General features: G+C 70.2%; 22 protein-coding genes. 9 read left to right on the top strand and 13 right to left on the bottom strand.

Going from position 1 to position 26,167, the window contains the following annotated elements; translation table 11 throughout:
* Positions 1–70: 70 nt before the first annotated feature.
* Entirely contained in the window at positions 71–304 is a 234-nt protein-coding gene (locus tag D7W82_RS03255) for a hypothetical protein (protein ID WP_120616911.1), read from the bottom strand.
* 182 nt (positions 305–486) lie between these two features.
* Here D7W82_RS03255 and aac(3) point away from each other — a divergent pair, with 182 nt between their 5' ends.
* Positions 487–1,287 (top strand): aminoglycoside 3-N-acetyltransferase, encoded by an 801-nt coding sequence (gene aac(3), locus D7W82_RS03260; RefSeq protein ID WP_120616912.1) that lies wholly within the window; start codon positions 487–489, stop codon positions 1,285–1,287.
* A 13-nt stretch (positions 1,288–1,300) separates the two neighbouring features.
* Here the strand turns inward: aac(3) and D7W82_RS03265 are convergent, their stop codons facing one another.
* Together D7W82_RS03265 and D7W82_RS03270 are read right to left on the bottom strand one after the other, a co-directional pair.
* Positions 1,301–2,161 carry a hypothetical protein gene (locus tag D7W82_RS03265; RefSeq protein ID WP_233587269.1) on the bottom strand — a complete coding sequence of 287 codons (861 nt, stop codon included), beginning with the start codon at positions 2,159–2,161 and terminating at the stop codon, positions 1,301–1,303.
* A gap of 121 nt (positions 2,162–2,282) precedes the next feature.
* Positions 2,283–2,726, bottom strand: coding sequence for a putative immunity protein (locus D7W82_RS03270; RefSeq protein ID WP_120616914.1), 444 nt, complete (start codon positions 2,724–2,726; stop codon positions 2,283–2,285).
* 84 nt (positions 2,727–2,810) lie between these two features.
* Between D7W82_RS03270 and D7W82_RS03275 the strand changes: the two genes are divergently transcribed.
* A complete protein-coding gene (locus D7W82_RS03275) occupies positions 2,811–3,827 on the top strand; it encodes a hypothetical protein (protein ID WP_120616915.1) in 1,017 nt (338 codons plus the stop codon).
* Positions 3,828–3,831: 4 nt separating this feature from the next.
* On the opposite strand, the gene D7W82_RS03280 is transcribed toward D7W82_RS03275, so the two are convergent.
* The 3 genes from D7W82_RS03280 to D7W82_RS03290 form a co-directional block, all read right to left on the bottom strand.
* A complete protein-coding gene (locus D7W82_RS03280; RefSeq protein ID WP_120616916.1) occupies positions 3,832–5,202 on the bottom strand; it encodes a sigma-54 dependent transcriptional regulator in 1,371 nt (456 codons plus the stop codon).
* On the bottom strand, positions 5,199–6,536 hold the full coding sequence (locus D7W82_RS03285) for a PAS domain-containing sensor histidine kinase (protein ID WP_147439210.1): 1,338 nt from the start codon (positions 6,534–6,536) through the stop codon (positions 5,199–5,201). The genes D7W82_RS03280 and D7W82_RS03285 overlap by 4 nt, the downstream gene beginning before the upstream one ends.
* Before the next feature lie 158 nt (positions 6,537–6,694).
* Positions 6,695–8,299, bottom strand: coding sequence for a hypothetical protein (locus D7W82_RS03290; RefSeq protein ID WP_233587270.1), 1,605 nt, complete (start codon positions 8,297–8,299; stop codon positions 6,695–6,697).
* 363 nt (positions 8,300–8,662) lie between these two features.
* Between D7W82_RS03290 and D7W82_RS03295 the strand changes: the two genes are divergently transcribed.
* The 6 genes from D7W82_RS03295 to D7W82_RS03320 all read left to right on the top strand — a co-directional run bounded on the left by D7W82_RS03295 (position 8,663) and on the right by D7W82_RS03320 (position 15,571).
* Positions 8,663–9,661, top strand: coding sequence for an HlyD family secretion protein (locus tag D7W82_RS03295; protein WP_147439211.1), 999 nt, complete (start codon positions 8,663–8,665; stop codon positions 9,659–9,661).
* The gene (locus tag D7W82_RS03300; RefSeq protein WP_120616919.1) at positions 9,658–10,584 is read left to right on the top strand and encodes an ABC transporter ATP-binding protein; all 927 of its coding nucleotides are present in this window, start codon (positions 9,658–9,660) and stop codon (positions 10,582–10,584) included. The genes D7W82_RS03295 and D7W82_RS03300 overlap by 4 nt, the downstream gene beginning before the upstream one ends.
* On the top strand, positions 10,581–11,717 hold the full coding sequence (locus D7W82_RS03305; RefSeq protein ID WP_120616920.1) for an ABC transporter permease: 1,137 nt from the start codon (positions 10,581–10,583) through the stop codon (positions 11,715–11,717). The genes D7W82_RS03300 and D7W82_RS03305 overlap by 4 nt, the downstream gene beginning before the upstream one ends.
* 159 nt (positions 11,718–11,876) lie before the next feature.
* Complete coding sequence (locus D7W82_RS03310; RefSeq protein ID WP_120616921.1) at positions 11,877–13,940, top strand: hypothetical protein; 2,064 nt, start codon at positions 11,877–11,879, stop codon at positions 13,938–13,940.
* Positions 13,941–14,078: 138 nt separating this feature from the next.
* A complete protein-coding gene (locus tag D7W82_RS03315; protein WP_120616922.1) occupies positions 14,079–15,230 on the top strand; it encodes a M4 family metallopeptidase in 1,152 nt (383 codons plus the stop codon).
* A gap of 17 nt (positions 15,231–15,247) precedes the next feature.
* Positions 15,248–15,571, top strand: a complete 324-nt coding sequence (locus D7W82_RS03320; RefSeq protein WP_120616923.1) for a protealysin inhibitor emfourin — start codon at positions 15,248–15,250, stop codon at positions 15,569–15,571.
* A gap of 3 nt (positions 15,572–15,574) precedes the next feature.
* Here D7W82_RS03320 and D7W82_RS03325 read toward each other — a convergent pair whose 3' ends face one another.
* A complete protein-coding gene (locus D7W82_RS03325) occupies positions 15,575–17,104 on the bottom strand; it encodes a M91 family zinc metallopeptidase (protein ID WP_120616924.1) in 1,530 nt (509 codons plus the stop codon).
* Between the two features lie 351 nt (positions 17,105–17,455).
* Here D7W82_RS03325 and D7W82_RS03330 point away from each other — a divergent pair, with 351 nt between their 5' ends.
* The gene (locus D7W82_RS03330) at positions 17,456–18,796 is read left to right on the top strand and encodes a porin (RefSeq protein ID WP_120616925.1); all 1,341 of its coding nucleotides are present in this window, start codon (positions 17,456–17,458) and stop codon (positions 18,794–18,796) included.
* Between the two features lies 1 nt (position 18,797).
* On the opposite strand, the gene D7W82_RS03335 is transcribed toward D7W82_RS03330, so the two are convergent.
* The 6 genes from D7W82_RS03335 to D7W82_RS03360 form a co-directional block, all read right to left on the bottom strand.
* The gene (locus D7W82_RS03335; protein WP_120616926.1) at positions 18,798–21,356 is read right to left on the bottom strand and encodes a polynucleotide kinase-phosphatase; all 2,559 of its coding nucleotides are present in this window, start codon (positions 21,354–21,356) and stop codon (positions 18,798–18,800) included.
* Entirely contained in the window at positions 21,353–22,756 is a 1,404-nt protein-coding gene (locus tag D7W82_RS03340) for a 3' terminal RNA ribose 2'-O-methyltransferase Hen1 (RefSeq protein ID WP_120616971.1), read from the bottom strand. Before D7W82_RS03340 ends, D7W82_RS03335 begins: the two co-directional genes overlap by 4 nt.
* A gap of 81 nt (positions 22,757–22,837) precedes the next feature.
* Positions 22,838–23,842, bottom strand: a complete 1,005-nt coding sequence (locus D7W82_RS03345; protein ID WP_120616927.1) for a fumarylacetoacetate hydrolase family protein — start codon at positions 23,840–23,842, stop codon at positions 22,838–22,840.
* Positions 23,839–25,149, bottom strand: coding sequence for a homogentisate 1,2-dioxygenase (gene hmgA / locus D7W82_RS03350; protein ID WP_120616928.1), 1,311 nt, complete (start codon positions 25,147–25,149; stop codon positions 23,839–23,841). Before hmgA ends, D7W82_RS03345 begins: the two co-directional genes overlap by 4 nt.
* Before the next feature lie 41 nt (positions 25,150–25,190).
* Positions 25,191–25,658: a MarR family winged helix-turn-helix transcriptional regulator gene (locus tag D7W82_RS03355; RefSeq protein WP_120616929.1), complete on the bottom strand. Its 468-nt coding sequence runs from the start codon at positions 25,656–25,658 to the stop codon at positions 25,191–25,193.
* Between the two features lie 120 nt (positions 25,659–25,778).
* Entirely contained in the window at positions 25,779–26,147 is a 369-nt protein-coding gene (locus tag D7W82_RS03360) for a DUSAM domain-containing protein (RefSeq protein ID WP_120616930.1), read from the bottom strand.
* Between the last annotated feature and the right edge of the window lie 20 nt (positions 26,148–26,167).

Raw genomic sequence — 26,167 nt, forward strand, 5'->3', positions numbered from 1 at the left:
GAGCGGCTCCACGTCACGGGTGAGCGGTCGTTTCCCCGCTCCGTCCAGGGGCCGCTATCGGCTCACGCCATCACGGGCACTGCGAGATGCAGAACGCGCGGTAGCTGTTGCAGTAATAGGGGTCGCCGCCGCCAAAGTAACACTGGTAATACTTCTGGTCGCACGCGTCGGTACAGGCGCTCGGGACCGCCATCTCGACGACGCGTTGGGTCTCCTCGGGGCTCATGGGCTCCATCTCCTCGGCGCCGCCGCAGCCCGCAAGCAGTCCAACGGCCATCAGTCCGGCAATGATTGCCACGCGCATTCGCTTCTCCTGGTCTTTGGGGGAATGGGTGCTGCCCCGCCAGGATAGCGTTGCCTGTCAATGCAGGACAATGGGCAGGCGTCTCCAGGAAAGCCTCGCGGTCCCCGGAGACCCCTTCAAGGCCCCACGGGGCGAGGCGGTTGCTATCCTCCAGTACCCTGCGACAGGAAGGATGGATCGCCATGACGAGGACCCCCGCCACCCGGACCGGATTGAGGGAGGACCTGCGGCGCTTGGGCCTGGAAGAGGGCGACCTCGTGATGGTCCATGCCGGTCTCCGGAGCCTCGGGCCCGTCCTGGGGGGAGTGAACACCGTGGTGCAGGCGCTGCAAGACGCGGTGGGCAGCCGGGGCGCGCTCATGGCCTACCTGGACTGGGAGATGGGCGTGGAGCCGGAGGACTTCGAGGACGCGCGCCTGCGCGACGAAATCCCCACCTTCGACAAGCGCACCGCGCGGGCCACCCGCGACCACGGCATCCTCGCGGAGACGCTCAGGACCTGGCCCGGCGCGGTCCGCAGCGACCATCCGGACGCGGGCATGGTCGCCATCGGCGCGCGGGCGGAGTGGCTCTGCGCGGACCACTCCTTCCACTATGGCTATGGCCCCGGCTCACCGCTGGCCCGGCTGGTGGAGGCGGGGGGGAAGGTGCTGATGCTCGGGGCGCCGCTGGAGACGCTCACGATCCTGCACCACGCGGAGCACCTGGCGGACCTCCCGGGCAAGCGCGTGATCCGCTACCAGCGGCCGCTCCAGGTGGGTGGCGAGCGGCGCTGGGTGGACTTCGAGGAGTTCGACACCCGCGAGCCGGTGACCGACGCCCTGCGCGCGTCCAGCGTGGACCCCTTCACGCGCATTGGAGAGCAATGCCTCGCGGAGGGAATTGGCCGCTCCGGAAGCGTTGCCCGGGCCGTGTCACATCTCTTCGACGCACGGCGGCTGCTGCGCCGTGGCATCGAATGGCTGGAGGCGTACCCCCGCTGAATGGCGCCGTGACTCAAGGACAGCCGGAGCTGACCTCGAGCGCGTCGTAGGCCATCCACCCGTTGCGGCGCGTGCCGGTGGCGGCGATGACGTAGCCGTAGATGAACTTCAGGGTGCCGGACTGCTGACGGTAGCGCCCCGCGCTGTCCAGCACCCAGAGCGGGATGTCGATGGAGGGGGCGCCCGAGTTCGTCGGCACGTCCAGGCGCTGGAACTTCGTGCCCGCGGGGAAGTGGTCCACCGCGACGCCGCCCAGGCCGAAGCCCGGCACGTTGAAGGTGAGGTTCGCCGAGCGCAGGCCATTGGCTCGCACGAGCGGCAGGTAGTCCCCCGCGCGCTCGTGGGTCGCCGTGCTGTCGTAGACCACCTTCTTGAGCTCAAGGTGGGTGTCGTGCCAGTTGCGCACGGCGTAGCACGCCATCTTGCTCAGCCCGGAGCTCAGCGCGGAGACGTGGCCGACCTTCTGCTCGAAGGAGGTGAGGCCCAGGATGGCGGACATGGGCAGCCAGCCGGCGCTGGAGTTGGACGTCGACGTCGCGAAGGCGTGCAGCTCGCCGGCGAACGTGCGCGTCTGGCCGTAGTTGAAGAGGGAGCGCGTCCGGGTGGACGTGCCCACCACGGTGCCGTTGCCGTCGCGGATGGGCACGCCCGTGGTGATGCCCCAGGAGTCATCATCGTCCGGGTCGTTGGTCTGCACGCGGTTGCCGCCGGAGGGCCGCAGCTTGCAGTTGTACGGGCTCTCCTCGCACACCGTCCCGTTCACACCGGAGAAGGCCGCCTGCCGCGTGGTGGACAGGTCCTCCGCCGCGACCTGCTCACCCTCGAAGGCCTCGCCGCCACAGGCGACGGAGGCCAGCACCACCGTGCACAACATTGGCTTTTTGAAGTTCATGTTAAAAACGGAAAACGGATTTTGCTGGTTTTGTCAAATGGCGCGGCCGAGCCAATGCCGGGTGGGCGGCATGGCCGGGATGCGTCGCGCACGCGCAGTGCGTTCAGCGATTGTTCCGGGGGGGAAAGGCCAGGGCGTGGAGGTGTTCGGGCAGATGCTGGCGCTGCCAGTCGCGTTCCCGGGCGGTGGCTTCGGCGGCGTCCGAGACTTCGGCCACGCCATGGGCGGCGGCGGTGGCCGCGAAGGTGGCGGCCTGTGACGCATGGCTTGCGGCGTGGGCGGTGGCGGCGGCGTGTCCAGCGGCGCGGGCCGCGGCGCATGCGGCGGCGTGCGTGGTGGCATCCGAGGCAGCGGCGTGCGCTGCGAAGGCGGCCGCAATCGCGTCTGTGATCAGCAGTTCTCCCCGTTGCCACGCTCGGGCTGCCTCGATGGCGTGGCGGGGACGGTGGTCCTCCAGGAACTTCTGTTCGAAGAAGGGGAGGACGCGCTCGGCGCAGTCAGCGGCCCAGCGGGCCAGGGTTTCGTGGTCGGACCTGTCGAGCTCCATGCTCCGCTCCTCCCTGCGTCACACTCCTTGCGTATTCACTGTCATTCCGGCCTCGCAGGTCAATGTGTGGCTAGAATCCCTTCCATGGTCAGGAACGCGTGGTGGATCGCGGTGCTGGTGGGATGCCTGGCGGTGCCGACAGCGGGGTGGGCCTGCTCATGTATCCGTCGCACGCAGGGACTTCCCGGCGCGCTGAAGGAGGCCCGGGACGAGGCCGGGTTCATCTACCTGGGGCGGGTCCGAAACTCGGAGGACTCGTCCGAACGCTTCGCCACCGTGGACGTCCTGGAGACGTTCAAGGGCAGCGTCAAGGCAGGTGAGGTGTTGCAGCTCCCCTACGGGAGGGGCGGTGACTGCGTCCTGAACCTGCCCCGTGGCGAGACATGGTTGATTTATGCGGACGACACCAGCCCGGAGGATGCCTGGAGCTGCATGCGAAGCCGCAGGGTTCTTTCGTCCGATGACAGCGAGCTGACCTGGCTCCGCACGGGCGTCCTTCCGCCGGTGCCCGTGGCGCTTCAGCGAGAGATCGTGAGCTGCGAAGTGTGTGACAGCGATGTGGTTGGGGGCCGTCTGCTGGCTCCCCCTGAGATGCCTGCCGCCAAACCGGCTCTTCAGCCGGAAGCGGAGGCGCTGTGGAAGGCGGGCCAACCGTTCTTCACAGCGGGGTACGCGGAGGGTCGCCGGGTGATGCTCGGGGTGTCGCGGGAGGGCCGCGCGTTCGAGTTGACCGAATTCGCTGAGTCGTCCCAGGTTCGAGAGGCTTGCGCGCGGCGGGTCCAGCTCCGCTGGTGCGCGCGATTGGAACTTCGCCAGAGGACGCCAAAGGTGTCTGACTTCCACTGTGTCGGCCCTGGCGAGCCACAGGAGGTCTGCGACGAGCGACGGAGCCGGAAGTCGGAGTGGTTTCCGATGGAGCGTCTGCCGGCCAGGGCGTGCGATTGGGCCAACCCCTCCGCGCCCTCGTGTGAGTTGGCCGAAGGCCGCTTCCCCTTTCCCTCGGGCGCCCCACCGTTGCCTGTCCTCGCCTGTCACCCCCGGACACCGGGAGCCCGCTCCGGTACCTACGCCTGTGAGGTGAAGACGGCGCCCGAGCCGTGAGCCTTCAGCGCTCCGGCTCCTCGCCTTCGTTCAGGAGGCCGTGCTTGCGGAGCTTGTCGTGCAGCGTCGCGCGGCCGATGCCCAGCGCCTTCGCGGCCTCCGTGCGCTGACCCTTGGAGGCCGCGAGCGCCGCGAGGATGAGCTCGCGCTCGTGTGCATCCAGCTTCTCGCGCAGGCTGGTGCCGGTGGTGGCCAGTGCCTGGGGCGTGGGCGCGCTGGCGCCTCCGGGCAACAGCTCCAGGTCCAGGGTTCCGTCGGCGGACAGCACCACGGCGCTCTCCAGGGCGTTCTCCAACTCGCGCACGTTGCCGGGCCAGGCGTGGGCCGTGAGGCGCTCCAGGAGGGCGGGCGTCAGGGCCACGGGTGGCATGTGGAAGCGCTCGGTGTGGCGGGCGAGGAAGTGCCTCGCGAGCGCGGCGATGTCCTCCGGGCGGCTTCGCAGCGGGGGCACCTGGAGCGTCACGACCTTGAGGCGGTAGTAGAGGTCCTCGCGGAAGCGGCCCTCCGCCACGCGCTGGGGCAGGTCGCGGTGGGTGGCGGCCAGGACGCGGACGTCCACCGGGAAGGAGCGGTCCTCGCCCACGGGCCGCACCTCGCCCTCCTGCAAGACGCGCAGGAGCTTCGCCTGGAGGGGCAGGGCGAGCTCTCCCACTTCGTCCAGGAGCAGCGTGCCTCCGGAGGCCTCGCGGAAGAGGCCGGGCCGGGCTCGCACGGCACCGGTGAACGCGCCTCTCGAATGGCCGAAGAGCTCCGCCTCCGCGAGTTCCGGCGTGAGGGCGGCACAGTTGAAACGCACGTAGGGCTTGTCCGCTCGCGGGGAGGCGCGCACCAGGGCCTCGGCGACGCGCTCCTTGCCGGTGCCGCTCTCTCCTGTGATCAGCACGGTGACGTCGCGAGGGCCTACGCGTTGGATCAGCAGGGCCAGCCGCGCCATCGACGGTGACACGAAGACCAGCGAGCGCAGCAGGTTCACCTCGCCGGACAGCCGCTCGTTCTCCGCCTCCAGGCGGACCATCCCGAGCGCCCGGCGCACCACGGCCAGCACGTCGTCCACGTCGAAGGGTTTGCGGAAGTAGTCCAGCGCGCCCAGCTTCATCGCCTCCACGGCGTGACGTTCCGAGCCATGCGCGGTGATGAGGATGACGCGGGGCGCATGCGGACGCGCGGCGACGCGGCGGAGCAGTTCCATGCCATCCACACGCGGCATGCGCAGGTCGCTGAGCACCAGATCCACGGGCGGCTCGGAGTCCAGCCGCGCGAGCGCGGCCTCGCCGTCCACGGCTTCCTCCACGGTGAGCCCGTCATCCTCCAGCAAGCCGCGCAGCGTGTAGCGCACGCCCGCGTCGTCATCCGCTACCAGCACGCGGGCCTTCATGGCAGGGCCTCCTTTCGCGGTGATTGCGCGGCCGGGAGGCTCAGCTCCGCCACGCAGCCTCCGCCCTCACGGGCGCGCAGGTTCAACTCTCCACCGTGCTGGCGCATCAGGGCTCGTGACAGGGCCAGGCCCAGGCCGGAGCCGTGGGGCTTCGTGGTGATGCCCGGCTCGAAGACGCGCTCGCGCACCTCCTCCGCGAGCCCGGAGCCCTGGTCCCGCACCTCCACGCGGACTCCGCCTTCCGGGGACGTCCATGCCTGGAGCTCCACCGTGCTGCCCCGGGGCGCGGCGTCCAGCGCGTTCTGCACCACGTCGATCAACACCTGCCGCACCTTGCGCGCGTCACACCACGCCTCCACTGGCGGCCCCTCCGCGACCCGCAGCCCCACGCCCCGTTCTCCCGCCATGCCCTCGTGCAGCTCCGCCACCTGCCGGCACAGGCCATCCAGCGGCACGTGCGCTTCGTTGAGCGGGAGCAGCGGCCGGGAGAAGTTGAGGAACCCTTCGAGGATCTCCTGCATCCGGTCCACCTCCCGGCGCAGCACCGCGAGCCGCTCCGCGGGCCGGCCCTCCACCTCGCGGGCAATCATCGCGGCCAGGCCCTTCACGCTCGCCAGGGGGTTCTTCAATTCGTGGGCAATCTCGCCCGACAGCGTGGTGAGCGAGCGCACCCGTTCCTCATGTGCCTTCAAGGCTTCATCCCGCGCGTCCAGCGCCGTGCGCACCATGCCCCGGAACGTGCGCCGCAGGTTCGTGCCGACGAAGTTCGTCCACATGATGAGGAACACCGTCACCGCGAGCATCGTCAGGAGCAGCGCGTTGTTGTGTCCCGCGCGCGGGCCTCCACCGAAGAGCGGGGGCACCAGGTCCTCCACCATGCCGGTCAGCGTCACCGCCGCCTGCACGCCCACCAGCGCGAGCAGGTAGCCCGCCCACCTGCGAGCCCGCGCGGGAGGGAAGAGGATGGCCGTGGCCAGGGACACGGGCAGCACGAGAGGAATGAGCGGGCTCTCCAGTCCCCCCAGCGCCAGGTTCACCACCGTGAACAGGGGGAACGCCACCAGCGGCAACATCCTCCCCGACTCGTGGGACACCACCGGCTGACGCCGCCACACCACGACGGCCCCCACCCCCGCCACCACGAGCCCCAACGCCAACGCCACGCACCACCGGCGCCATGCGGACGTGTCACCAATGAGCCCCAGCGACACCATCACCACCGGCAGGGGACTCAGGAACGACAGCACCTTCGTCACCTGCCGGAACATCCGCGAGAACGCCTCGCGTTGGACCTGCTCGACTCCGGCGGCCGTGGGCTGGGGTAGGGAATGCAAGGCGCGTCCTCCTGGACCGTGGGCGCTACCCTATGCCCAAGCAAGGCGGATGCCCCAGCCCGTGTGCCCTGGGGCCTCCTCCTCTCCGCCCCCTCCGTGTTCGGAGACCCGGCACCGGGCGTCGGAAATCCGAACACTCCCGGTGCCGAGGGCGGTCGCTACTTCCGGATGCGCAGCGTGACGGAGGTGAACACCTCGACGCTCTTCCCGTTCTCCTGGACGAAGCTGCTCGTGTAGCCCACCGGCTTGATGAAGATGTCGCTCGCTTTGTGCTCATTGACGGACTTGGCGCCGAACCGCGCCAGCTGCATCGTGCCCATGGCCATGCCCGTGCAGCCCACGCACTTGGGGGCCTGGTACGCGAACACCGTGCCGCCTTCGATTTGATTCGTGCCGTTGAGGCGCGGCTTCGGGACGGCGATGAACAGCCGCTGCTCGGTGCCAGGAATCTCCCAGACCGCGCCCAGCGGGAGGCTGCTGGTGCTGTCCGCGTTGGTGCCCACCGGACGGAGGGTCACCTCGGTGGAGCCACTGCTGTCGATGGCCGGGTTGATCCTGACGAGCTCCTCCTTCTTCGTCCACCCCAGCCAGTGGAGCTGCGGGAGGTTGTAGTTGTCCGCCGCGAAGGTGCTCATGAAGCTGCTTGAGTCGGCGGATGACTTGACCACCTGGGTAGAGGGGTCTCGCACGTTGCTGTGCGCGAGGCCGAGCACGTGCCCGATTTCGTGGGCATAGTCCCGCACCAGGGTGCCCTTGAGGAAGACGCTGCGCGAGCCGGCGTTCGAGGTGGAGCACATCCCGCCGGGCAGCACGAACACCGTGAGGAACGCGCTCGAGTTGGCCTTCTGGCGGGCCTGGTTCTTCGCCGTCGTGCAGTTGCTGCTCGTCACCTGCACGGTCTGCGAGCCGGTGAACTCCAGGCTCACCTGGCCGTGAGACGCGACGGCGTAGTGGCGGTACACGTCACGGATGGAGTTCTGGATGGCGCTGAGGGCGGGCGTCGTCCTGCCATCCAGGGTGATGCGGACGACCTTGACGGTGTGCTTCTTGTTGATGGCGGCCAGTCTGTTGGCGTTGTTGTTGTTCTTGACGCAGGTCGACTCATCGCCAGCACAGTCGTAGCGGTGCTCCGAGGTGGGCGCCTCGACGTCTTGAATCCGGAACGAACGCACCTGGTCGTTCGCGCTCGCGCCGCTCCCGAACGAGGTCTCACAGAGGTTCGTGTCGGTCTCGACCGTGACCGAGTCGCCGGTGCAGTCCCCAGCGGCATGGAGCGTCACGGCCTTGCCGATGGGCACGTCGACGAAGGAGGCGCCCGCGGCCTGCGGGAGGGTGTGGCAGCCGTTGGATGGAGCCTCCTGAATCACCTGGGAGCCGCCGTTACAGCTTTCACGCACGCGGACGAGCGGCACGCGCGGGGCGATGAGCTGCTCGCGCAGCGCGGACCAGTTGGCCGCCGTGCAGTTCTCTGCCTGCACCTCATCCAGGAAGAGGCCGTCCTCGAGCTCCGCGTGCTCGTAGGTCTGGCACGTCTCCCACAGCTCGCTCCAGTGTGCCCAGTCGCAGGTCCCCGCGCCGACATAAGTCTCGACGCACGTGAGCGACGCCGCGAGCTCCGGGGAGACGACCGCCTGCCGCGTGGCGGTGACGGCTGCCTCGGCGCCGCCGGGCTGTTCGTGGGGGGGCTGCTCCCAGTCCTCACCCTGACACCCGGAACCCAGTACGCCGAACAGCATCACGCCCATCATGGACAGCTTCCGCATACCTCTCCCTCGCAGCCAATGGCCGCATGACACCGCGAAACATGTGCAGTGGATCAAAACTCTCTTTACACGACTTCCATGTAAAAAATGACAATCCGAGTGGTATGTTTTGGCGCGCTGTGTGTCTGGAATTCCGGCGACCCGGCACCCTGCGTCGGAAATCCGAACAGCGAAGGGCCTGCCCTCGAGGGCTCCCCTGGCGTTCAGTGCTGGCACGTCTGGTGCTCAAGGTGACGCCAGGACACGGGTTCAGGACAGGCCCGTGCGCCGGACGCGGACCCCCTGGGCGAGGCAGGCGTAGCGTGGCCCCGCCGCGCTCGGGGGGGCGCTCCAATCGCGGCGAGGCCGCGCCAGGAGGCACGGGTGTCGGGACCGGGCAGGAAGAGGAAACACTCGAAGCGCGGCATCGTCGCGGGGGCGGTGCTGGTCGCCGTCATCATCAGCGGCATCCTGTGGCTGCGGCGGCCGGCCCCGGAACCGTCGCCGCGCTTCACCGGCTTCGTGGTCAGCGACAACGTCTACCTGTCCTCGCCAGTGGCCGGCATGGTGGCGTCCGTGTCGGTGGAGCGTGGACAACGCGTGGAGGTGGGCACGCCGCTGTTCCGCATGGATCCCACGTCGCTGACTGCGCGGGCAGACCAGGCGCGGGCGCAGGTGGGGCAGATCGAAGCGCAGCTGCTCGCGCGCCAGTCGGATGTGGCCCGCGCCCGCGCCTCGCTCGTCGCCGCGCAGGCGGAGGCGGACCGCGCGGACGCGGAGCTGGCCCGGCTCGTCGCCGTCCAGAAGGCCATCGAGGGCGCCGTGACGCCCCAGCAGCTGGACCTGCTGCGCGCGACGGCGACACGCGCGCATGCCCAGCGCGACGTGGCCCGCACGGACGTGGCGGCGGCGGGCGCGCAGCTGGAGGTCGTCCGCGCCCAGCTCGCCAGCGGACGCGCGGGCGTCACCGCCGCGCAGCAACAGGTCGTGGAGCTGGCGCCCGTGTCTCCCGTCGTGGGCCGCGTGGAGGACGTCCTCTTCCAGCAGGGCGAGTGGGCCATGCCCAACGCCCCCGTCGTCAGCATCATCCCGGACGCGAAGCTGAAGGTGCGCTTCTACGTGCCGCAGGGGAGGGTGGCGTCCTTTCCGCCAGGCACGGACGTGGCCATCGCCTGCGACGGCTGCGACACCGGGATGACGGCGCGCGTGGACTACGTCGCCTCGCGCCCGGAGTACACGCCGCCCATCATCTACAGCCTGGAGACGCGGCAGAAGCTGGTGTTCCTGCTGGAGGCGGTGCCCTCCGCGCCCACGCGCCTCTTGCCCGGGCAACCCATCGACGTGACACCGCTGAAGCAGGCACCCGTGGAGGCGGACCGATGAACGAGCGGGCCATCGACGTGCGCGGGCTCAACAAGTCCTTCGGCGACCGGCACGTCGTGCGGGACGTCTCCATCGCCGTGGACTCCGGACGCATCACCGGCTTCCTGGGCCCCAACGGCTCCGGCAAGACGACGACGCTGCGGCTGCTGTGCGGACTGCTCACGCCCGACAGCGGCGAGGGCACCGTGCTGGGCCTGGACTTCCGCGCCCGGGGCGACGCCATCAAGCGCCAGACGGGCTACATGACGCAGAAGTTCTCCCTCTACGAGGACATGACCCTGGAGGAGAACCTGGCCTTCGTCGCGCGCGTCCACGGCCTGGACCAGCGGCGCGAAAGGGTGGAGGACACGCTCCACCGGCTGGGCCTCTTCGACCGGCGCGACCAGCTCGCGGGCGCGCTCTCCGGAGGCTGGAAGCAGCGCCTGGCGCTGGCCGCGGCGACGCTGCACGAGCCCCGCCTGCTGCTCCTGGACGAGCCCACCGCGGGCGTGGACCCCAAGGCCCGCCGCGAGTTCTGGGACGAAATCCACACGCTCGCCGCGGGCGGGCTCACGGTGCTGGTGTCCACGCACTACATGGACGAGGCGGAGCGCTGCCACGACATCGGCTACATCCTGTACGGGCGCCTCATCGCGAGGGGCACGGCGGACACGCTCATCCGCGACTCCGGGCTGGTGACGTTCCTGGGCGAGGGGCCCGGCATCGACCGCGCGGCGCACCTGCTGTCCCAGGCGGACGGCGTGCTCAGTGCCTCCGCGTTCGGCGCCGCCGTGCACGTCAGCGGGCTGAAGCGTGACGCCCTGGAGGCCGCGCTCGGCCCCTGGCGCAAGGAGCCCTACCGGTGGAGCGAGGTGACGCCCTCCCTGGAGGACGTCTTCATCCAGCTCATGGGTCGCGAGCGCGACGAACGGTACACGTCATGACGGGCTCGCTTCCGCGCATCCTGGCCGTGCTGCTCAAGGAGTTCACGCAGCTGCGGCGCGACCGCATCACCTACGCGATGATCCTCCTCATGCCGGTGATGCAGCTGCTCATCTTCGGCTACGCCATCAACATGGATCCCCGGCACCTGCCCGCCGCGGTGCTGTCCCACGACACCAGCACCCTGGCGAACTCCGTCGTCGCCGCGCTGGAGCGCACCGGCTACGTGGACGTGCGCTACCTGCCTCGCTCCGACGAGGAGCTGGATCAGCTCATCCGCCGGGGACAGGTGATGCTCGGCATCACCATCCCGCCGGACTTCACCCGGCGGGTGCTCAAGGGCGAGCGCGCCCAAATCCTCGCGGAGGCGGACGCGTCCGACCCTCAGGCCGCGGCGGGGGCGCTCGCCGCGGTGAGCGTGCTGCCCATGGAGGCGCTGCGGAACGAGCGGGTGGGGCTGGGGGCGCTCCGGGCGGCCGCGCCCGCCTTCGAGGTGGTGGTGCACCGGCGCTACAACCCGGAGAGCCGCTCGCCGGTCCACATCGTGCCGGGCCTGCTGGGCATCATCCTGTCCATGACGCTGGTGATGATGACCGCCATGGCCGTCACCCGCGAGCGCGAGCGCGGCACCATGGAGACGCTCCTGTCCACGCCCGCAACCCCGGCGGAGATCATGGTGGGCAAGCTCACGCCGTACGTCGTCGTGGGGCTGGTGCAGACCGCCGTCGTGCTGGGCATGGCGCGGGGGTTGTTCTCGGTGCCCATGGCGCGCTCGCCCGCGGGATGGCTGGCCCTGGCGTGCGGCATCGTGCTGTTCATCGTGGGCAACCTGTCCTTGGGCTACCTCATCTCCACCGTGGCGCGCAGCCAGCTCCAGGCGATGCAGATGTCCATGTTCTACATGCTGCCGTCCATCTTCCTCTCCGGCTTCGCCTTCCCCTTCCTGGGGCTGCCGCCGTGGGCGCGGGTGCTGGGCGAAATCATCCCCGTCACGCACTTCCTGCGCATCGTCCGGGGCGCGCTGCTCAAGGACCAGGTGCTCGCGGACATGGGGAACGACCTGCTCGCACTGGGATTGTTCGTGCTCGCGGTGGCCGGCGCGGCACTCGCGAGGTCACGCACGACGTTGGATTGATTGACGCCACACGTCGAGCATGACGCAGCCCGCGAAAGGAGGGGACCTGGACGTCCGGACGATCCACTCGGACGGCCGTTTGCAACCTTACTTCCGCACCGGAGCCACGCCCCGCGTGGTTTCGCGGGGTTCAGTCCCGCCTCCGGTCTGGAGATGCCCATGTCCCGTGACGACTCCTGGAGGGTGACCCTCCCCTTCGTGCTCCTCTGCGTGGCGACCTTCGCCGCCGGCTGTGGGGACGATGATGATGACTGCGTGCCCAGGACGTGTGAGTCGCAGGGCTTCAACTGCGGTGACACGTCGGATGGCTGCGGTGGCACCGTCTCCTGCGGCACCTGCGCGGCGCCCGCCACCTGTGGCGGCGGCGGCGAGGACAACGTCTGCGGCTGCCCCGACATCAAGACGGCGTGCAGCCCCGGGAACGAGTGCGGCACCGAACCCGATGGCTGCGGTGGCACCGTCTCCTGCGGCACGTGCGCGGCGCCGGAGGTGTGCGGTGGGCGCGGCGTGGCGCAGACCTGCGGCATCCCCGCCGAGAACCGCGAGTGCAGTGACGGCTGGTGCTGGGAGTATCCGCTGCCCCACGGCTACAGCTTCAAGGGCGCGCACTTCAGCGCGGCCAATGACGGCTGGGCCGTGGGCGAGGACGGCTTCATCCAGCACTGGGATGGAACGCGGTGGACGCGCGTGGCCAGCGGGACGCTGACCACCCTGCGCGGCGTGCACGCGCTCTCCGCGACGGACGTGTGGATGGTGGGGGCGGGCGGCGCCGTGCTCCACTCCACGACGGGCGGGGCCTTCTCCGCCGTGAGCTCCGGGACGGCGCGCGACCTGAACTCCGTGTGGGCCGCTGGTCCGGGCGACATCTGGGCCGTGGGCGCGAGCGGCACCGTGCGGCGCGAGCGGGGCAGCGGCTTCCAGGGCGTGGACGCGGCCACGACGAAGGACCTCAACGGCGTGTGGGGCAGCGGGCCTTCGGACGTCTGGATGGTGGGGCAGTCCGGGACGCTGCGCCGGTATGACGGCAGCGCGGTCTCCGGCATCGACGCGGGCACCACGGACATCGACTTCCACCAGGTGACGGGCACCGGCCCGAACGACGTCTGGACCGTCGCCTCGGATGACCCCTGCATCTTCTGCGATGACTTCGGCCAGGTGTTCCGCACGACGCCCGCGGGCATCGAGCAGTCCCTGCGCTCGTCGGATCAGCTGTTCTACGTGTACGCCGCGTCGCCCTCGCTGGTGCTGTCGGGGGGAGAGGACTTCGGCTACGTCTACAACGGCACGAAGTGGACGGACACGGACGAGGACGCCGTGGGGCCCATCACCGGCAGCGGGCCTGACAACGTGTGGTCCTTCGGTTCGGGCGGGCAGGTGCAGAAGTGGAGCGGGCAGGCGTGGACCTCCCAGGCGCCGCTGCGCACCTTGAGCGTGGCGAGGGCCATCCATGGCACGGGGCCGTCGGACGTCTGGGCGGTGGGCTCCCCGGGCCGCGTGCTGCACTGGACCGGTGGCGGATGGATCGAGCCCCAGCTGGACTTCTCCCCCGTCGACAGCGTGTCGGGCGTCTACGCGGCCTCCCCGACGGAGGTCTGGGTGACGTCCTCGTTCCATGACCGCATCTACAAGTTCGACGGGGCCCGCTTCATCACGCAGTACCAGTCGGAGAACTCCCAGGCCCTGAATGCCATCCACGGTTCGTCCGCGGCGGACGTGTGGGCGGTGGGCGACTCCGGCCAGGCCATCCACTTCGACGGCACCGCCTGGACGCGCAAGCCCGTGGAGGGCACGGCGGCGCTCCAAGCCGTCTGGGTGCAGGGGCCCTCGCTGGCCATCGCGGTGGGCGATGCCGGCACCATCCTGCGCTGGGATGGCACCGCCTGGAGCACGATGACCTCCGGCACCGACAAGGGCCTGAAGGCGGTGTGGGGCAGCGGGCCCTCCGACGTCTGGGCCGCGGGCGCGGGTGGCACGCTGCTGCGCTACAACGGCTCGCTCTGGCTCCCCACGGCCAGCGGCACGACGTCCCAGCTCAACGGGCTGATGGGACGCTCCGCCACCGAGGTCTGGGCGGTGGGTGACAACGGCACGCTGCTGCGCTTCGACGGCGGCAAGTGGAACGCGGAGACCACCGGCACCCGCCGCGTCCTGCGGGGCGTGTGGGCGCCGTCCTCGTCGGAGCTGTGGATGGTGGGGGACACGGCCGTCCTGCACAAACCCTGACACCACGCGAGCAGGCCTGAGCGCGTGGCGCCGCATGGGTTCCCTGGCGACCGGGGAGCCCATGCCGTGCCGTGTCCCGAGCACGGTTCGCCGCCATCACCATCGTCTTCTGGTACCCCCTTCAGAAGGAGAACGGTGATGTGCTGCAACACCCGAATCTGGCATTCCCACCACTGCATCCTGCCGCCGTACGTCAGCCGGCAGATTGCGCAGAACGGCTCAGCGCAGCAGCGCACACGGGCCCTGCGGACACTCTCCATCGACAACACCCTGCGCTCCATCCGCCTGTCCACCAGCGGCGCGCCCCAGGCGGCGAAGCGCATCATCCCCCCTCCCATGGTCGTGGAGAGCGCCAAGCAGCGCACCATCTACGACGTGAAGAACACCGAGGCCCTTCCGGGGACGGTGGTCCGCACCGAGGGGTCGGACGACGTCAGCGACCAGGCGGTCGACGAAGCCTACGTCGGCCTGGGCGCGACGTATGACCTCTACTGGCAGGTCTACGGGCGCAACTCCATTGACGGCAACGGCATGCCGCTGAACGGTCACGTTCACTATGGCAGCGGCTACGACAACGCCTTCTGGGACGGCGAGCGCATGGTGTTCGGCGACGGCGACGGCGAGCTCTTCAACCGCTTCACCATCTCCGTGGACGTCATCGGGCACGAGCTGACCCACGGCGTGACGGAGCACGAGGGGCCTCTTGCCTACTTCTCCCAGGCGGGCGCGCTCAACGAGTCCCTGTCAGACTGCTTCGGCTCCATCGTGAAGCAGCGTCTGCTGAATCAGACGGTGGACCAGGCCGACTGGCTCATCGGCGCGGGGCTCCTCACGGACAAGGTCCAGGGCAAGGCCCTGCGCTCCATGAAGGATCCGGGCACCGCGTTCGATGATTCGGTGCTGGGCAAGGACCCGCAGCCGGCCCAGATGAAGGACTTCGTCAACACGTGGGAGGACAACGGCGGCGTGCACATCAACTCCGGCATCCCCAACAAGGCCTTCTGCGTCGCGGCCATCAACCTGAAAGGCTACTCGTGGGAGAAGGCGGGCCTCATCTGGCTGGAGACGCTGCGCGACCCGAGGCTGAAGCCCAACGCGTCGTTCCTCTCCTTCGCCCGGCTCACCGTGATGGCGGCCTCCAAGCTCTACGGCAGCGGCGAAGAGGAGCAGATCGTGCGCGACGCCTGGAACCAGGTGGGCATCAAGGTCTCCAAGGAGCGGGCAGGCCAGCCGGCCTGGACGCCGCAGGTGCAGAAGCAGGCCACGCAGCCGGTGCAGCGCAAGCACTAGGCCCTGGGGTCGACGTGATGCGAATCGAGCTCAGACGGGAGGGAGGCCTCGCCTTCTTCCCGGGCCTCGCCAGGCCCCGCACCGTGGACCTGGCGGCCCTGCCTCCCGCCACGGCGGAGGCGCTCCAGCGGGAGGTGCGGGAGGCCCGCTTCTTCGAACAGCCGGCCACCGTGGGGGCTTCGCCCCAGCGGGGCGCGGACCGGACGAGTTACTCCGTCACCATCGAGGACGACGGAGGGAGGAGGCACTCGGTCCGGCTGGTGGAGCCGGTGACGGAGCCGCACCTGCGCTCCCTGCTGGAGCTCATCCAGAAGGCCGAGCGGGAGCAGCGCGCCCCCTAGGTCCTAGTAGCGCGGACGGGTGGGCAGGTTCAGGTCGTCGCGGAGGACGTTCTCCCCGGGGCGGCCGCCCTGCACCACGTCCGGCGTGGACGGGTCCTGATCCAGGTCGATGGGCAGGCCCACGGCGGACGTCTCCCGGTTGTTCACGCCGTTCTTCTCACCGAGCGCCAGCGTGCCGTTGGCGTAGTCCGAGGCGTGCACCAGCTCGTGGAACAGGGCGACGACGGGCGGGCGGTTCATCCAGTCCTCGCTGCCCAGCGAGATGCGCGTGGTGTTGTAGTTCACCGTGCCGTTGGTGCCCTTGCCCGGCGTGCCGTCCGCGTTGAACCAGGCGTCGTCCTTGTTCTGCGCGGACGCGGAGTTGCCGCTGGACGTCTCCTTGATGGTCGTGGTGTGGCCGCTGTCATCCAGCGTGCGCAGCAGCTCCTGGCCCGAAGGCAGCGAGCGCATCGCGTCCAGGTCCGACTGCACGCGCGCCTGGAAGTCCGCGCTGCCCGACACCGTCACCGAGCGGCCGCGCTGGTCGGCGTCCGTCATGTCGACGATCTCTCGCTCACCCTCGGCCGCGTCGCAGGTGGCCTCGTTCTCCTCCACGTAGAGCTTGTCCGTGCCCGTGCCGCCCCGGACCGTGTCCTGGCCCGCGCCGCCCGCCACCGCGTCGTTGCCCGAGCCACCGGACAGCGTGTCGTTGCCGCGCCCGCCGATGACCTGATCATCCCCCGCGCCGCCGGAGGCCCGGTCATCGCCCGCGCCGCCGTCGATGTAGTCCCGGCCGCTGCCGCCGGACAGGGTGTCGTTGCCGTCCAGGCCGTACATCACGTCGCGGCCCTCGCCACCCTGGATGCGGTCATCGCCCGCGCCGCCCTCCAGGTAGTCGTCGCCGTCCAGGCCCTTCAGCGTGTCGTTGCCGTCGCCACCCAGGACGGTGTCGTTGCCCGCGCCGCCGATGAGCGTGTCGTTGCCCGCGCCGCCCGTGAGCTTGTCATCGCCGTCACCGCCATCCAGGGTGATGTCTTGCGTGACGCTCTTGTCCACGGTGATGGAGTCGTTGCCGGCGCCGCCGTTGATGACGGCTCCCTTGGCCTGCTCCGCCGTCAGCGTCACCGTGTCGCTGCCGGACTTGATGGTCAGCCCGCCGTCCTTGTTCTGCGACACCGTCGCGGTGTTGTTGCCCGCGCCCAGGTCCACCACCGTGCGGCCGTCCGCGTTGGTGCTCACCTGCGGCCCGGCGAGGGCGCTGCCCACGCGGCCCGCGAGCTTGCCCAGCGCTTCTCCGATGCCGCCGGCCGCCTTGCCCGCGGCCTTGCCCAGGGCACCACCGACGCCCCCGGCGCCCTCACCGGAGCGGATCTCCGCGGACAGCACCGGCCGGGAGGCGGCGCCCGTGCGGGGGCCCGCGTCGAAGCCGTCCTTCATCCGCTGCGCGACGGCGGCCTTCACCGCGTTGGGCTTCGCCGTGGCGGGCGCCTTCACCGGCTGCGTGCTCACGGGGGACGAGGTGGGGCGCGAGCCAGGCTTTCCAATCGAGGTCATGTCGCTTCTCCCAGGTGACGGAGACACCCGGTGCGGGCCCGGCGGACGGCTGCCGGGGAGCGGATGAATGCCGCCCGAAGGGGATTGTCGCGAAAGCGTGACGCCGGTTGCCTCGGCCCCGCTTTTCCAGGCCAACCCCTGGGAATGACTCGTTCAAGGCGTGGGCGGCAGGGGCATGTCACGGGCGTGTGACACGGCTCGCTCGTTCGTGTGACAGGACCGGGTCGCCGGTAACGGTGTGGCAACAACAGGGGGCGGTGCGTGGCGGAAGGCGGCGCCATTCGGTAACGGAAGCGCCACATCGGGACCGGGCGGGTCCTTCCCTGTTCCCCGCCCGGCTCCCACGCACCCATGACCCTCGCCTCGTCCCACCGCTCCGTCCTTCAGGCCCTGCTGGCTGGTACCGCGCTCCTCTTCTCCTCCTCCGCCCTGTCCCAGGCCCAGGAGACTCCGCCCGAGCCCTCGCCCCAGGGTGAGGTCGCGCCCCCCGCGGAGCCCTCCGCGCCCGTGCCTCCCGCCGCGCTGCCGCCTCCCGCGGAGGAGAAGGAGAAGGAAAAGGAGAAGACCAAACCCTGGTACGAGACCCTCCGCCTCCGGGGCTACACGCAGGTCCGCTACAACCGGCTGCCCAGCTTCCGGGTGAACGACTCGCTCATCAACGATCAGGGCGACCGCTTCCTGGGCAAGGACACCGGCTTCGGCATCCGCCGCGCGCGGCTCGTCATCTTCGGGGACGTGCACCCGCACGTGTCCATCTACCTGCAGCCGGACTTCGCCTCCGTCATCGGTGACCAGTACAACGTCGCCATCATGCGGGACTGGTACGCGGACATCTTCGTGGACGCGAAGAAGGAGTTCCGCTTCCGCGTGGGCCAGTCGAAGGTGCCGTTCGGCTTCGAGAACCTCCAGTCCAGCCAGAACCGACTGGCGCTGGATCGCAACGACGCCATCAACAGCGCGCTGAAGGACGAGCGCGACCTGGGCGTGTTCTTCTACTGGGCGCCCGCGCACATCCGCGAGCGCTTCAAGTTCCTCGTCGACAGCGGCCTCAAGGGCTCTGGCGACTACGGCGTGGTGGGCCTGGGCGTCTACAACGGCCAGACGGCCAACCGCGCCGAGCGCAACAACAGCCCCCACGCCATCGCGCGCGTCACCTATCCCTTCCTCTTCGGCTCCCAGTATGTGGAGGCCGGTGTCGGTGGCTACTACGGCCGCTTCAACACCACCGCGACTCCGCGCGATGACGCGGCCTATGCGCTCGCGCGGGGCCCCAACATGGTGGATGCCCGCGGCATCGTCAGCCTGACCATCTACCCGCAGCCGCTGGGCTTCCAGGCGGAATACAACTTCGGGCGCGGTCCGTCGCAGGGCTCGTTCCCGGACGAGGCGCTGCTCATCGACAGCCGGAACCTCCAGGGCGGCTACGCGCAGCTCATGTACAAGCTGGACGGCGTGGTGGGCGTGTCGCTCATCCCCTACGTGCGCGGCACGCTCTACAAGGGCGGCAAGAAGTTCGAGACCAACGCCCCCCGCTATGACGTGCGCGAGCTGGAGCTGGGCGCGGAGTGGCAGATCTGGAAGGCCCTGGAGCTGACGGCCGCCTACGTCATCGCGGACCGCACCTCGTCGCGCTACCCGTATGTGCAGGAGCAGGGGCACGTGACGCGCCTCCAGCTCCAGTTCAACTACTGAGTCAGAGCCGCGGGTCGACGGGCTCGCTCTCCAGGGCGAGCACGCCGAACACGCACTCGTGCACGCGGCGCAGGGACTCCTTCTTCGTGAAGCGCTCCAGTCCCTCCACGCCCAGCGCGAACTCGCGCAGCGCGAGTGAGCGCTTGGTGCCCAGGCCGCGCTGGCGCAGCCGGTCCAGGTTCGCGGGCGCGGTGTACTCCGGACCGTAGATGATGCGCAGGTACTCCGGGCCCCGGGACTTGATGGCGGGCTGCACCACGCCCTTGCGTCCGCGCACCGCGAAGCCGAAGGGCTTCACCACCATGCCCTCGCCGCCACGCGCGGTGAGCTCCTCCCACCACCGCACGCCGCCGGCCACCGCGTCCGCGTCCTCCAGCGCCACGACGCGGTAGGGCGTGGCCACCAGGAACGACGGATCCGCGCGGCACACTCGTGCCAGCGTCTCCATGTGCCAGACGTGGTCCTTGTCCACGTGGGCCGCGCCCTCCGTGGCCAGCAGGTGGAACGGCGCCAGGCGCACGTCGTCCAGCGACGTCACCGGCCAGCAGTAGCGCCGGTACGCCTCCACGTAGCGCTGCACGTGGGTGGCCTTGTCCGTGAAGCGCGCGGACAGCTCACCCAGCGGCAGTCCCCGGGCGGTGGCCTGGCCCAGCACGGACACCACGTCCGTCAGCGCCGCGCGGGAGGCCGCCCCCACGGCGGCGTACGGGTCGCGCAGCAGCTCCTGGGCCTTGAGCGACCAGGGCATCAGCTCGCAGTCCAGGCAGGCCCAGTCCGTCTTCAGCTCCTCCCAGAAGCCGGACGCGTCCAGCGCCGCCCGGACGCGCGCGAGGAACGCGGCCTCCAGGGCGTCGTCGGTGAAGAAGCGCCGGCCCGTGCGCGTGTAGCAGACGCCCGTCTCTCCAGCGGTGACGCCGAAGCGGCGGCGGGCGGCGTCCGCGTCGCGCGCGATGACGACGACGGCGCGCGAGCCCATGTGCTTCTCCTCGCAGACGACCTGGGCCACGCCCTCCTTGCGGTAGTAGTCGAACGCCTGCTGGGGATGCTCCAGGAAGCCGGGCAGGGTGCTCGTCTCCGACGGCGACATGGTGGGCGGCAGGTAGATGAGCCAGCGCGGATCCATGGCGAAGCGGCTCATCGCCTCCAGCGCGGCGGTGGTGTTCTCCTCGCGCAGGGTGACGTGCGCGGCCAGCCGCGTGGAGATGATGCGCTTGCCCCTCACGTCCTCCAGGTCCAGCACGTCATCCGCCTGCTGCTGCGCGCTCAGGCCGGACGGGGCCGGGGTGCCCAGGGGCTTCACCGGCTCGCAGTACACGCGCTGCGCGGGCACGGACACCAGCTCCCGCTCCGGGTAGCGCAGGGCGGTGAGCTGGCCGCCGTAGACGCAGCCGGTGTCCACGCACAGCGTGTTGTTGACCCACTCGGCCTCCAGCACGGCCTGGTGGCCGTACACCACCGCCGCGCGGCCCCGGTACTCCGCCGCCCAGTTGAAGCGCACCGGGAAGCCGTACTCGTCCGTCTCGCCTGTCGTCTCGCCGTAGAGCGCGAAGGTGCGCACGCGGCCGGAGCCCCGGCCCTGCATGCTCTCCTTCAGGCCCGCGTGCGCCACCACCAGTCGCCCGTCGTCCAGCACGTAGTGGGACACCCGGTCGTCGATGAACTTCGCCACGCGCTGGTGGAACTCCGGCGGTTCCTTCTCCAGCTGCTCCAGCGTCTGGGCCATGCCGTGGGACACGTTGACCTTGCCGCCGCGCAGCTTGCGCAGGAGCTTCATCTCGTGGTTGCCCGGCACGCACAGCGCGGTGCCGGCCTCCACCATGTCCATCACCAGCCGCAGCACGCCCGGGATGTCCGGGCCCCGGTCCACCAGGTCGCCCAGGAAGACGGCCTTGCGGCCTTCGGGCGGACGCACGTCGAAGCCCGGCGTGCCGTCCGCGCGCGGTTGCAGCTGGTAGCACAGCTTCGCGAGCAGCGCCTCCAGTTCCTCGCGGCAGCCGTGGATGTCTCCGATGATGTCGAACGGCCCGCGCTCGTGCTTGAGGTTGCACCAGAGCGGCTGGCGCTCCAGCACCACGCGTTCGATGGCGTCCGGCTTGAGGACGTGGAGGTGGCGGAAGCCCTCGCGCTCCAGGCCGCGCAGGGAGCGGTGCATTTGCGAAACCTGGTTGCGCACGAAGCGGAAGCTGGCGGCGCGGTCCGGCCGCTGCTGGTTGCGCTCGATGCAGGTGCGCTCCGGCACGTCCAGCACCAGCGCCACGGGCAGCACGTGGTACTCGCGCGCCAGCTCCACGAAGGCCTTGCGGGACTCCGGCTGCACGTTGGTGGCGTCCACCACGGTGAGCAGGCCCCGCGCCAGCCGCTTCGCAGCGACGTAGCGCAGGGTTTCGAAGGCGTCCTTCGTCGCCTCCTGGTTGTTCTCGTCGTCGGACACGAAGCCCCGGTAGGTGTCCGAGGAGAGCACCTCCGTGGGCTTGAAGTGCCGGCGCGCGAAGGTGGATTTCCCCGAGCCGGAGGGGCCAATCAGCACGACGAGCGACAGCTCTGGAATGTGGAGGTTCATCGCGTGAACACCGCCATCTGCGTCGGCGCGCCGACCTCCGCGTCGTTCTCTCCCACCGGCAGGAAGCGCACGGTGTAGCCGTAGCGCTCGCACATGCTGGCCGCCCACGCCTCGAACTCGGCGCGGGTCCACTCGAAGCGGTGGTCGCGGTGGCGGAAGGTTCCGGCGGGGAGCGAGGTGAAGCGCACGTTGTACTCGGCGTTGGGGGTGGTGAGGAGGATGAGGCCCGGCCGCGTGTACTCGAAGAGTGCGCGCTCGAAGGCCGCGAGGCGCGGCATGTCCAGGTGCTCGATGACCTCGATGACGGTGGCGGCGTCGAAGCCCGCGAGCCGCTGGTCGCGGTACAGGAGCGAGCCGTGCAGCAGCTTCACGCGCTGGCGTTGCAGGTCCGGCATCCGTTCGATGCCGAGCCGGTCCTGGGCAATCTCCAGCGTGCGGTGGGACACGTCCATGCCCACGAGTTCCGTGAAGCGGCGGTCCTTCAAGAGGGCCTTGAGGAGCTTGCCCTCGCCGCAGCCCAGGTCCACCACGCGCGCGGCGCCGTGCTCCTGGAGGGTGGTCATCACCGTCTGGAGCCGCTGCTCGTTGAGGCTCAGGCGAGACTCGAGCACGGCCTCCTCGGCGTTGCGCGCCTCCTGGCGTTCCTCGGGCTCGGGGGCCTCGTCGCCCGCGAGCCGCTCCAGGGCCTCGCGCGCCAGGCTGTGGCGGTGGCGCAGGTAGCGGCGGGCAATCTGCTCGCGCTCCGGGTGCGCGGCGAGCCAGCCCTCACCGTGGCGCACCAGCTTCTCCACCTCCTCGTCGCCGACCCAGTAGTGCTTGTCGTCGTCGAGCACCGGGATGAGCACGTACAGGTGCGAGAGCAGGTCGCCCAGGCGTACCTGTCCCTCCAGCGTCACGGTGAAGTAGCGGCTGTCTCCCCACGCGGGCACCGTCTCATCCAGCGCGTGGCGGGTCGCGGTGACGGTGTAGCCGAGCGGTTCGAAGAGGCGGCGCAGGAAGGCTTCACCGCCCCGGCAGGGCAGCACCGACAGGCGGGCGGAGAGGGGGATGGGCTGTTCTGCCAGCTCCGGCCGGTCCTTGCTGCGCCCGGACAGCGCGGTGCCGAAGACGCGGGACAGCGCCACGCTCATGAAGGACGACGCCACGTAGGGCCGGTCGTTGACGTACTGCTCCAGCGGACCGCCCTGGCCGCCGCCTGACGACGGCCGGCCGCGCACCAATGCGACGGGGTCCACCTCCAGGAGGAGCGCCGCCGTGGTGCGGCTGACGGAGGCCTCCGGGTAGAAGACGTGCGCCAGTCCGAAGGGCAGCTCGAAGGACTGGGGCCGTTCCGGGTTCTTGTGCAGCAGGTAGCCCAGGTCCGTCGCGGGCGAGTGGGTCGTCGAAAGGGTCAGGAGCATGGGAGGCGCGCGTGAATCCTGCTGCGCGCCGGACGGGCGGAACAAGGGGCCCTGACGGAAAGGGGCCCCTTCTTTCCCCGCCTACCCGCCGACCGCCTGGTCGATGGCGCCGAAGATGCTGGCGCCCGAGTCGTCCCGCATCTCGATGCGCACCCGGTTGCCGCGCTTGAGGAACGGCGTCTTCGGCGCGCCGTCCCGGAGCGTCTCCACCACGCGCACCTCCGCGATGCACGAGTAGCCCGCCCCACCCGCACCCACCGGCTTACCGGGACCGCCGTCCGGACCCCGGTTGGACACCGTGCCGGAGCCGATGATGCTGCCCGCGCACAGCGAGCGCGTCTTCGCCGCGTGGGCCACCAGCGTGCCGAAGTCGAACGTCATGTCCACGCCCGCGTCCGCGCGGCCGAAGGGCTCGCCGTCGAGGAAGACCTCCAGGCGGCGGTGCAGCTTGCCTTCCCGCCACGCGGTGCCCAGCTCCTCCGGCGTGACGAACACCGGCGAGAACGCCGACGCGGGCTTGGACTGGAAGAAGCCGAAGCCCTTCGCCAGCTCGTTCGGAATGAGGTTGCGCAGCGACACGTCGTTGACCAGCCCCACCAGGACGACGGCGCCCAGGGCCTGCTCGCGCGTGGCACCGAGCGGCACGTCGCGGGTCACCACCACGACCTCGCCCTCCATGTCGCAGCCCCACGCCTCGTCGGCGAGCGGGATGGGCTGGCGCGGCCCGAGGAAGCCGTCGGAGCCGCCCTGGTACATCAAGGGGTCGGTCCAGAAGGAGGGCGGCAGCTCCGCGCCGCGCGCCCTGCGCACCAGCTCCACGTGGTTCACGTACGCGGAGCCGTCCGCCCACTGGTAGGCGCGGGGCAGGGGGGCCGCGCACCGGGCGGGGTCGAAGGGCGCTCCCGGAACCTCTCCGCGCTCCAGCCGCTCCGCCAGCGCGCGCAGGGCTGGCGCATGGCGGTCCCAGTCATCCAGCGCGGCCTGGAGCGTGGGCGCGATGGCGGACGCATCCGCCTGCCGGGACAGGTCCTTCGTCACGACGACGAGCCGTCCATCCCTTCCTGTGTCGAGCGAGGCGAGCTTCACGGCTGGCCTCCTCCCGAGGACGAAAGCTTCGCCTTGGGCAGGTCCGCCCAACAGGCGTCGTAGTCCTTCTGGAGGACGGGGCTCTCTATCGCCTGTCGCGTGGGCGCGATGACCCAGCGGGTCTCGAACATGAAGGCGAGCGTGTTGTCGATCTTCTTTGGCGTCAGCTCCGCGGCGACGGCGGCTTCGTAGGTCTTGCGGTCCGGGCCGTGGGCGCTCATGCAGTTGTGGAGCGACGCGCCGCCGGGGAGGAACGCGTCCGCCTTGGCGTCGTAGACGCCGTGCACCAGGCCCATCAATTCGCTCATCACGTTGCGGTGGAACCAGGGCGGCCGGAAGGTGTTCTCCGCCACCATCCACCGGGGCGGGAAGATGACGAAGTCGCAGTTCGCCGTTCCCGGCGTGTCACTGGGCGACGTGAGCACCGTGAAGATGGACGGATCCGGGTGGTCGTAGCTCACGGTGTTGATGGTGTTGAAGCGCGCCAGGTCGTACGTGTACGGCGCGTAGTTGCCGTGCCATGCCACGACGTCGAATGGCGAGTGGTCCAGCGTCGTCTCCCAGAGGTTCCCCTGGAACTTCTGCACCACGCGCGTGGGGCGCTCCACGTCTTCATACGCCGCGTGCGGCGCCACGAAGTCGCGCGGGTTCGCCAGGCCGTTGGAGCCGATGGGCCCCAGCTCCGGGAGCCGGAACTGAGCGCCGTAGTTCTCGCAGATGTATCCGCGCGCGGGGCCGCCGGGCAGCTCCACCCGCATGCGCATGCCGCGCGGGATGAGCGCGACGTGGCCGGGCGGAACCTCCAGCACGCCCAGCTCCGTGACGATGCGCAGCGTCCCGGACTGGGGGACGATGAGCAGCTCCCCGTCCGCGTTGAAGAAGGCCGTGTCCGTCATGGACGCGGTCGCCGCGTAGAGGTGCACCGCCGCGCCCGCGTTCTCTGCCGGGGAGCCGTTGCCGCCCAGCGTGAAGAGGCTCTCCAGGAAGGTGGTGGGCGTGGTGGGCATGGGCGCCGGGCTCCACCGCAGCCGGTTGGGCGAGGGAGGCACCTCCCGGAACGGTCCGCTCCTCAGCGAGCGGGCCTCCACGGGCCGGTACGCCGGGTGGCCCGCGCTGGGCCGCAGCCGGTACAGCCACGTGCGCCGGTTCACGCCGCGCGGCGCGGTGAACGCGGTGCCGGAGAGCTGCTCGGCGTAGAGGCCGAACGCGACGCGCTGGGGCGTGTTCTGGCCTACGGGGAGCGCACCGGCGACAGCCTCCGATGCGTGCTCGTTTCCAAAGCCTGTCAGGTGGCGGACGTTTTCCATGGCGTCCGAAATAGTAACAGATGTAACCAAACCGGCAAGGCTCAGGGGCCGGGCTTGAGGGCGCGGATGGCGGCGCGCTCCACGCGCTCCAGCAGCGAGCGCAGCACCTGTCGTTCAGAGGGCGACAGCTCCGCGAGCACCTCCGCCTCCGCTTCGAGCGCGGCGGGGGCGATGCGCTGGTAGAGCCTGCGCCCGGAGGCGGTCAGCGTCAGGCGCCGCGAGCGGGCGTCGCTCTGGCTCGTGGCGCGCCGCACCAGTCCGCGCTCCTCCAGCGAGCGCGCGGCGCGGCTCACCGGGACTTTCTCCATCCGCGTGCGCCGGACGAGCTCCAGCTGCGAGCGCTCGCCGTCCTCGCCCAGGACGGCGATGAGCCGCCACTCCTGCGTGGAGAGGCCGTCCTCGGCCGCGTACACGCGGGCGATGCGCTGGCTCACGACGTTGTCCGCGACCGACAGGCGATAGGGGAGGAACTCATCGAGGGTGAGGCTCGCGGTGCGTGCTTTCTTCATCGGGCTTCCGACTATAGCCAGCGCGGCCCGCGTGCCATGGCTCGTGTGGAGGACGGTGCTGGTGTCGCGCGCCCCTCCGTCCTCGGAAGGAGTTCCCTGCATGCTGTCGCTGCTCGCCCGTCAGTCCATGTCCTCCAGGGCGATCTCCGCCAGTTCGCGGTAGAGCGGCACCACCTCTACCGCGAGCAGGTCCTCCATCACCTTCCGAGCGCCCGCGGTGTCTCCTGCCTGCCGGAGCCGACGGACCTCGGACCGCGCAGCCATCATCCGCATGGAGCTGCTTCGGATTCGCCCCCGCTCCTCGCGGAGCAGGGCCGTCGCGGTGGTGACGTCCTGGATGGCTGCCTGGGCGTCGGCCTCGGAGATGGCCACCTCGCGTGCCGTGCGCAGCAGCACTTCGCGCACGCCCTGGGTGAGCACCAACGCTTCGCCCGCCTCCACGCGGGCGGCGAGGGCTCGCACCTCATCCCAGTTGACGTCCTCGGACATGCTCAGCGCCTCTTCGGAAC

The sequence above is a fragment of the Corallococcus sp. CA049B genome (genome assembly GCF_003611685.1).
Taxonomy (GTDB): Bacteria; Myxococcota; Myxococcia; order Myxococcales; family Myxococcaceae; genus Corallococcus; species Corallococcus coralloides.

Excerpts from the sequence above, each read along its gene's own strand:
- D7W82_RS03310 (WP_120616921.1), top strand. The coding sequence starts at position 11,877 with ATGTCCCGTGACGACTCCTGGAGGGTGACCCTCCCCTTCGTGCTCCTC.
- D7W82_RS03335 (WP_120616926.1), bottom strand. The coding sequence starts at position 21,356 with ATGAACCTCCACATTCCAGAGCTGTCGCTCGTCGTGCTGATTGGCCCC.
- D7W82_RS03340 (WP_120616971.1), bottom strand. The coding sequence starts at position 22,756 with ATGCTCCTGACCCTTTCGACGACCCACTCGCCCGCGACGGACCTGGGC.
- D7W82_RS03270 (WP_120616914.1), bottom strand. The coding sequence starts at position 2,726 with ATGGAGCTCGACAGGTCCGACCACGAAACCCTGGCCCGCTGGGCCGCT.
- D7W82_RS03300 (WP_120616919.1), top strand. The coding sequence starts at position 9,658 with ATGAACGAGCGGGCCATCGACGTGCGCGGGCTCAACAAGTCCTTCGGC.
- D7W82_RS03255 (WP_120616911.1), bottom strand. The coding sequence starts at position 304 with ATGCGCGTGGCAATCATTGCCGGACTGATGGCCGTTGGACTGCTTGCG.
- D7W82_RS03355 (WP_120616929.1), bottom strand. The coding sequence starts at position 25,658 with ATGAAGAAAGCACGCACCGCGAGCCTCACCCTCGATGAGTTCCTCCCC.
- hmgA (WP_120616928.1), bottom strand. The coding sequence starts at position 25,149 with ATGGAAAACGTCCGCCACCTGACAGGCTTTGGAAACGAGCACGCATCG.
- D7W82_RS03305 (WP_120616920.1), top strand. The coding sequence starts at position 10,581 with ATGACGGGCTCGCTTCCGCGCATCCTGGCCGTGCTGCTCAAGGAGTTC.
- D7W82_RS03280 (WP_120616916.1), bottom strand. The coding sequence starts at position 5,202 with ATGAAGGCCCGCGTGCTGGTAGCGGATGACGACGCGGGCGTGCGCTAC.
- D7W82_RS03330 (WP_120616925.1), top strand. The coding sequence starts at position 17,456 with ATGACCCTCGCCTCGTCCCACCGCTCCGTCCTTCAGGCCCTGCTGGCT.
- D7W82_RS03320 (WP_120616923.1), top strand. The coding sequence starts at position 15,248 with ATGCGAATCGAGCTCAGACGGGAGGGAGGCCTCGCCTTCTTCCCGGGC.
- D7W82_RS03265 (WP_233587269.1), bottom strand. The coding sequence starts at position 2,161 with ATGTTGTGCACGGTGGTGCTGGCCTCCGTCGCCTGTGGCGGCGAGGCC.
- D7W82_RS03325 (WP_120616924.1), bottom strand. The coding sequence starts at position 17,104 with ATGACCTCGATTGGAAAGCCTGGCTCGCGCCCCACCTCGTCCCCCGTG.
- D7W82_RS03275 (WP_120616915.1), top strand. The coding sequence starts at position 2,811 with ATGGTCAGGAACGCGTGGTGGATCGCGGTGCTGGTGGGATGCCTGGCG.
- D7W82_RS03290 (WP_233587270.1), bottom strand. The coding sequence starts at position 8,299 with ATGCGGAAGCTGTCCATGATGGGCGTGATGCTGTTCGGCGTACTGGGT.
- D7W82_RS03315 (WP_120616922.1), top strand. The coding sequence starts at position 14,079 with ATGTGCTGCAACACCCGAATCTGGCATTCCCACCACTGCATCCTGCCG.
- D7W82_RS03360 (WP_120616930.1), bottom strand. The coding sequence starts at position 26,147 with ATGTCCGAGGACGTCAACTGGGATGAGGTGCGAGCCCTCGCCGCCCGC.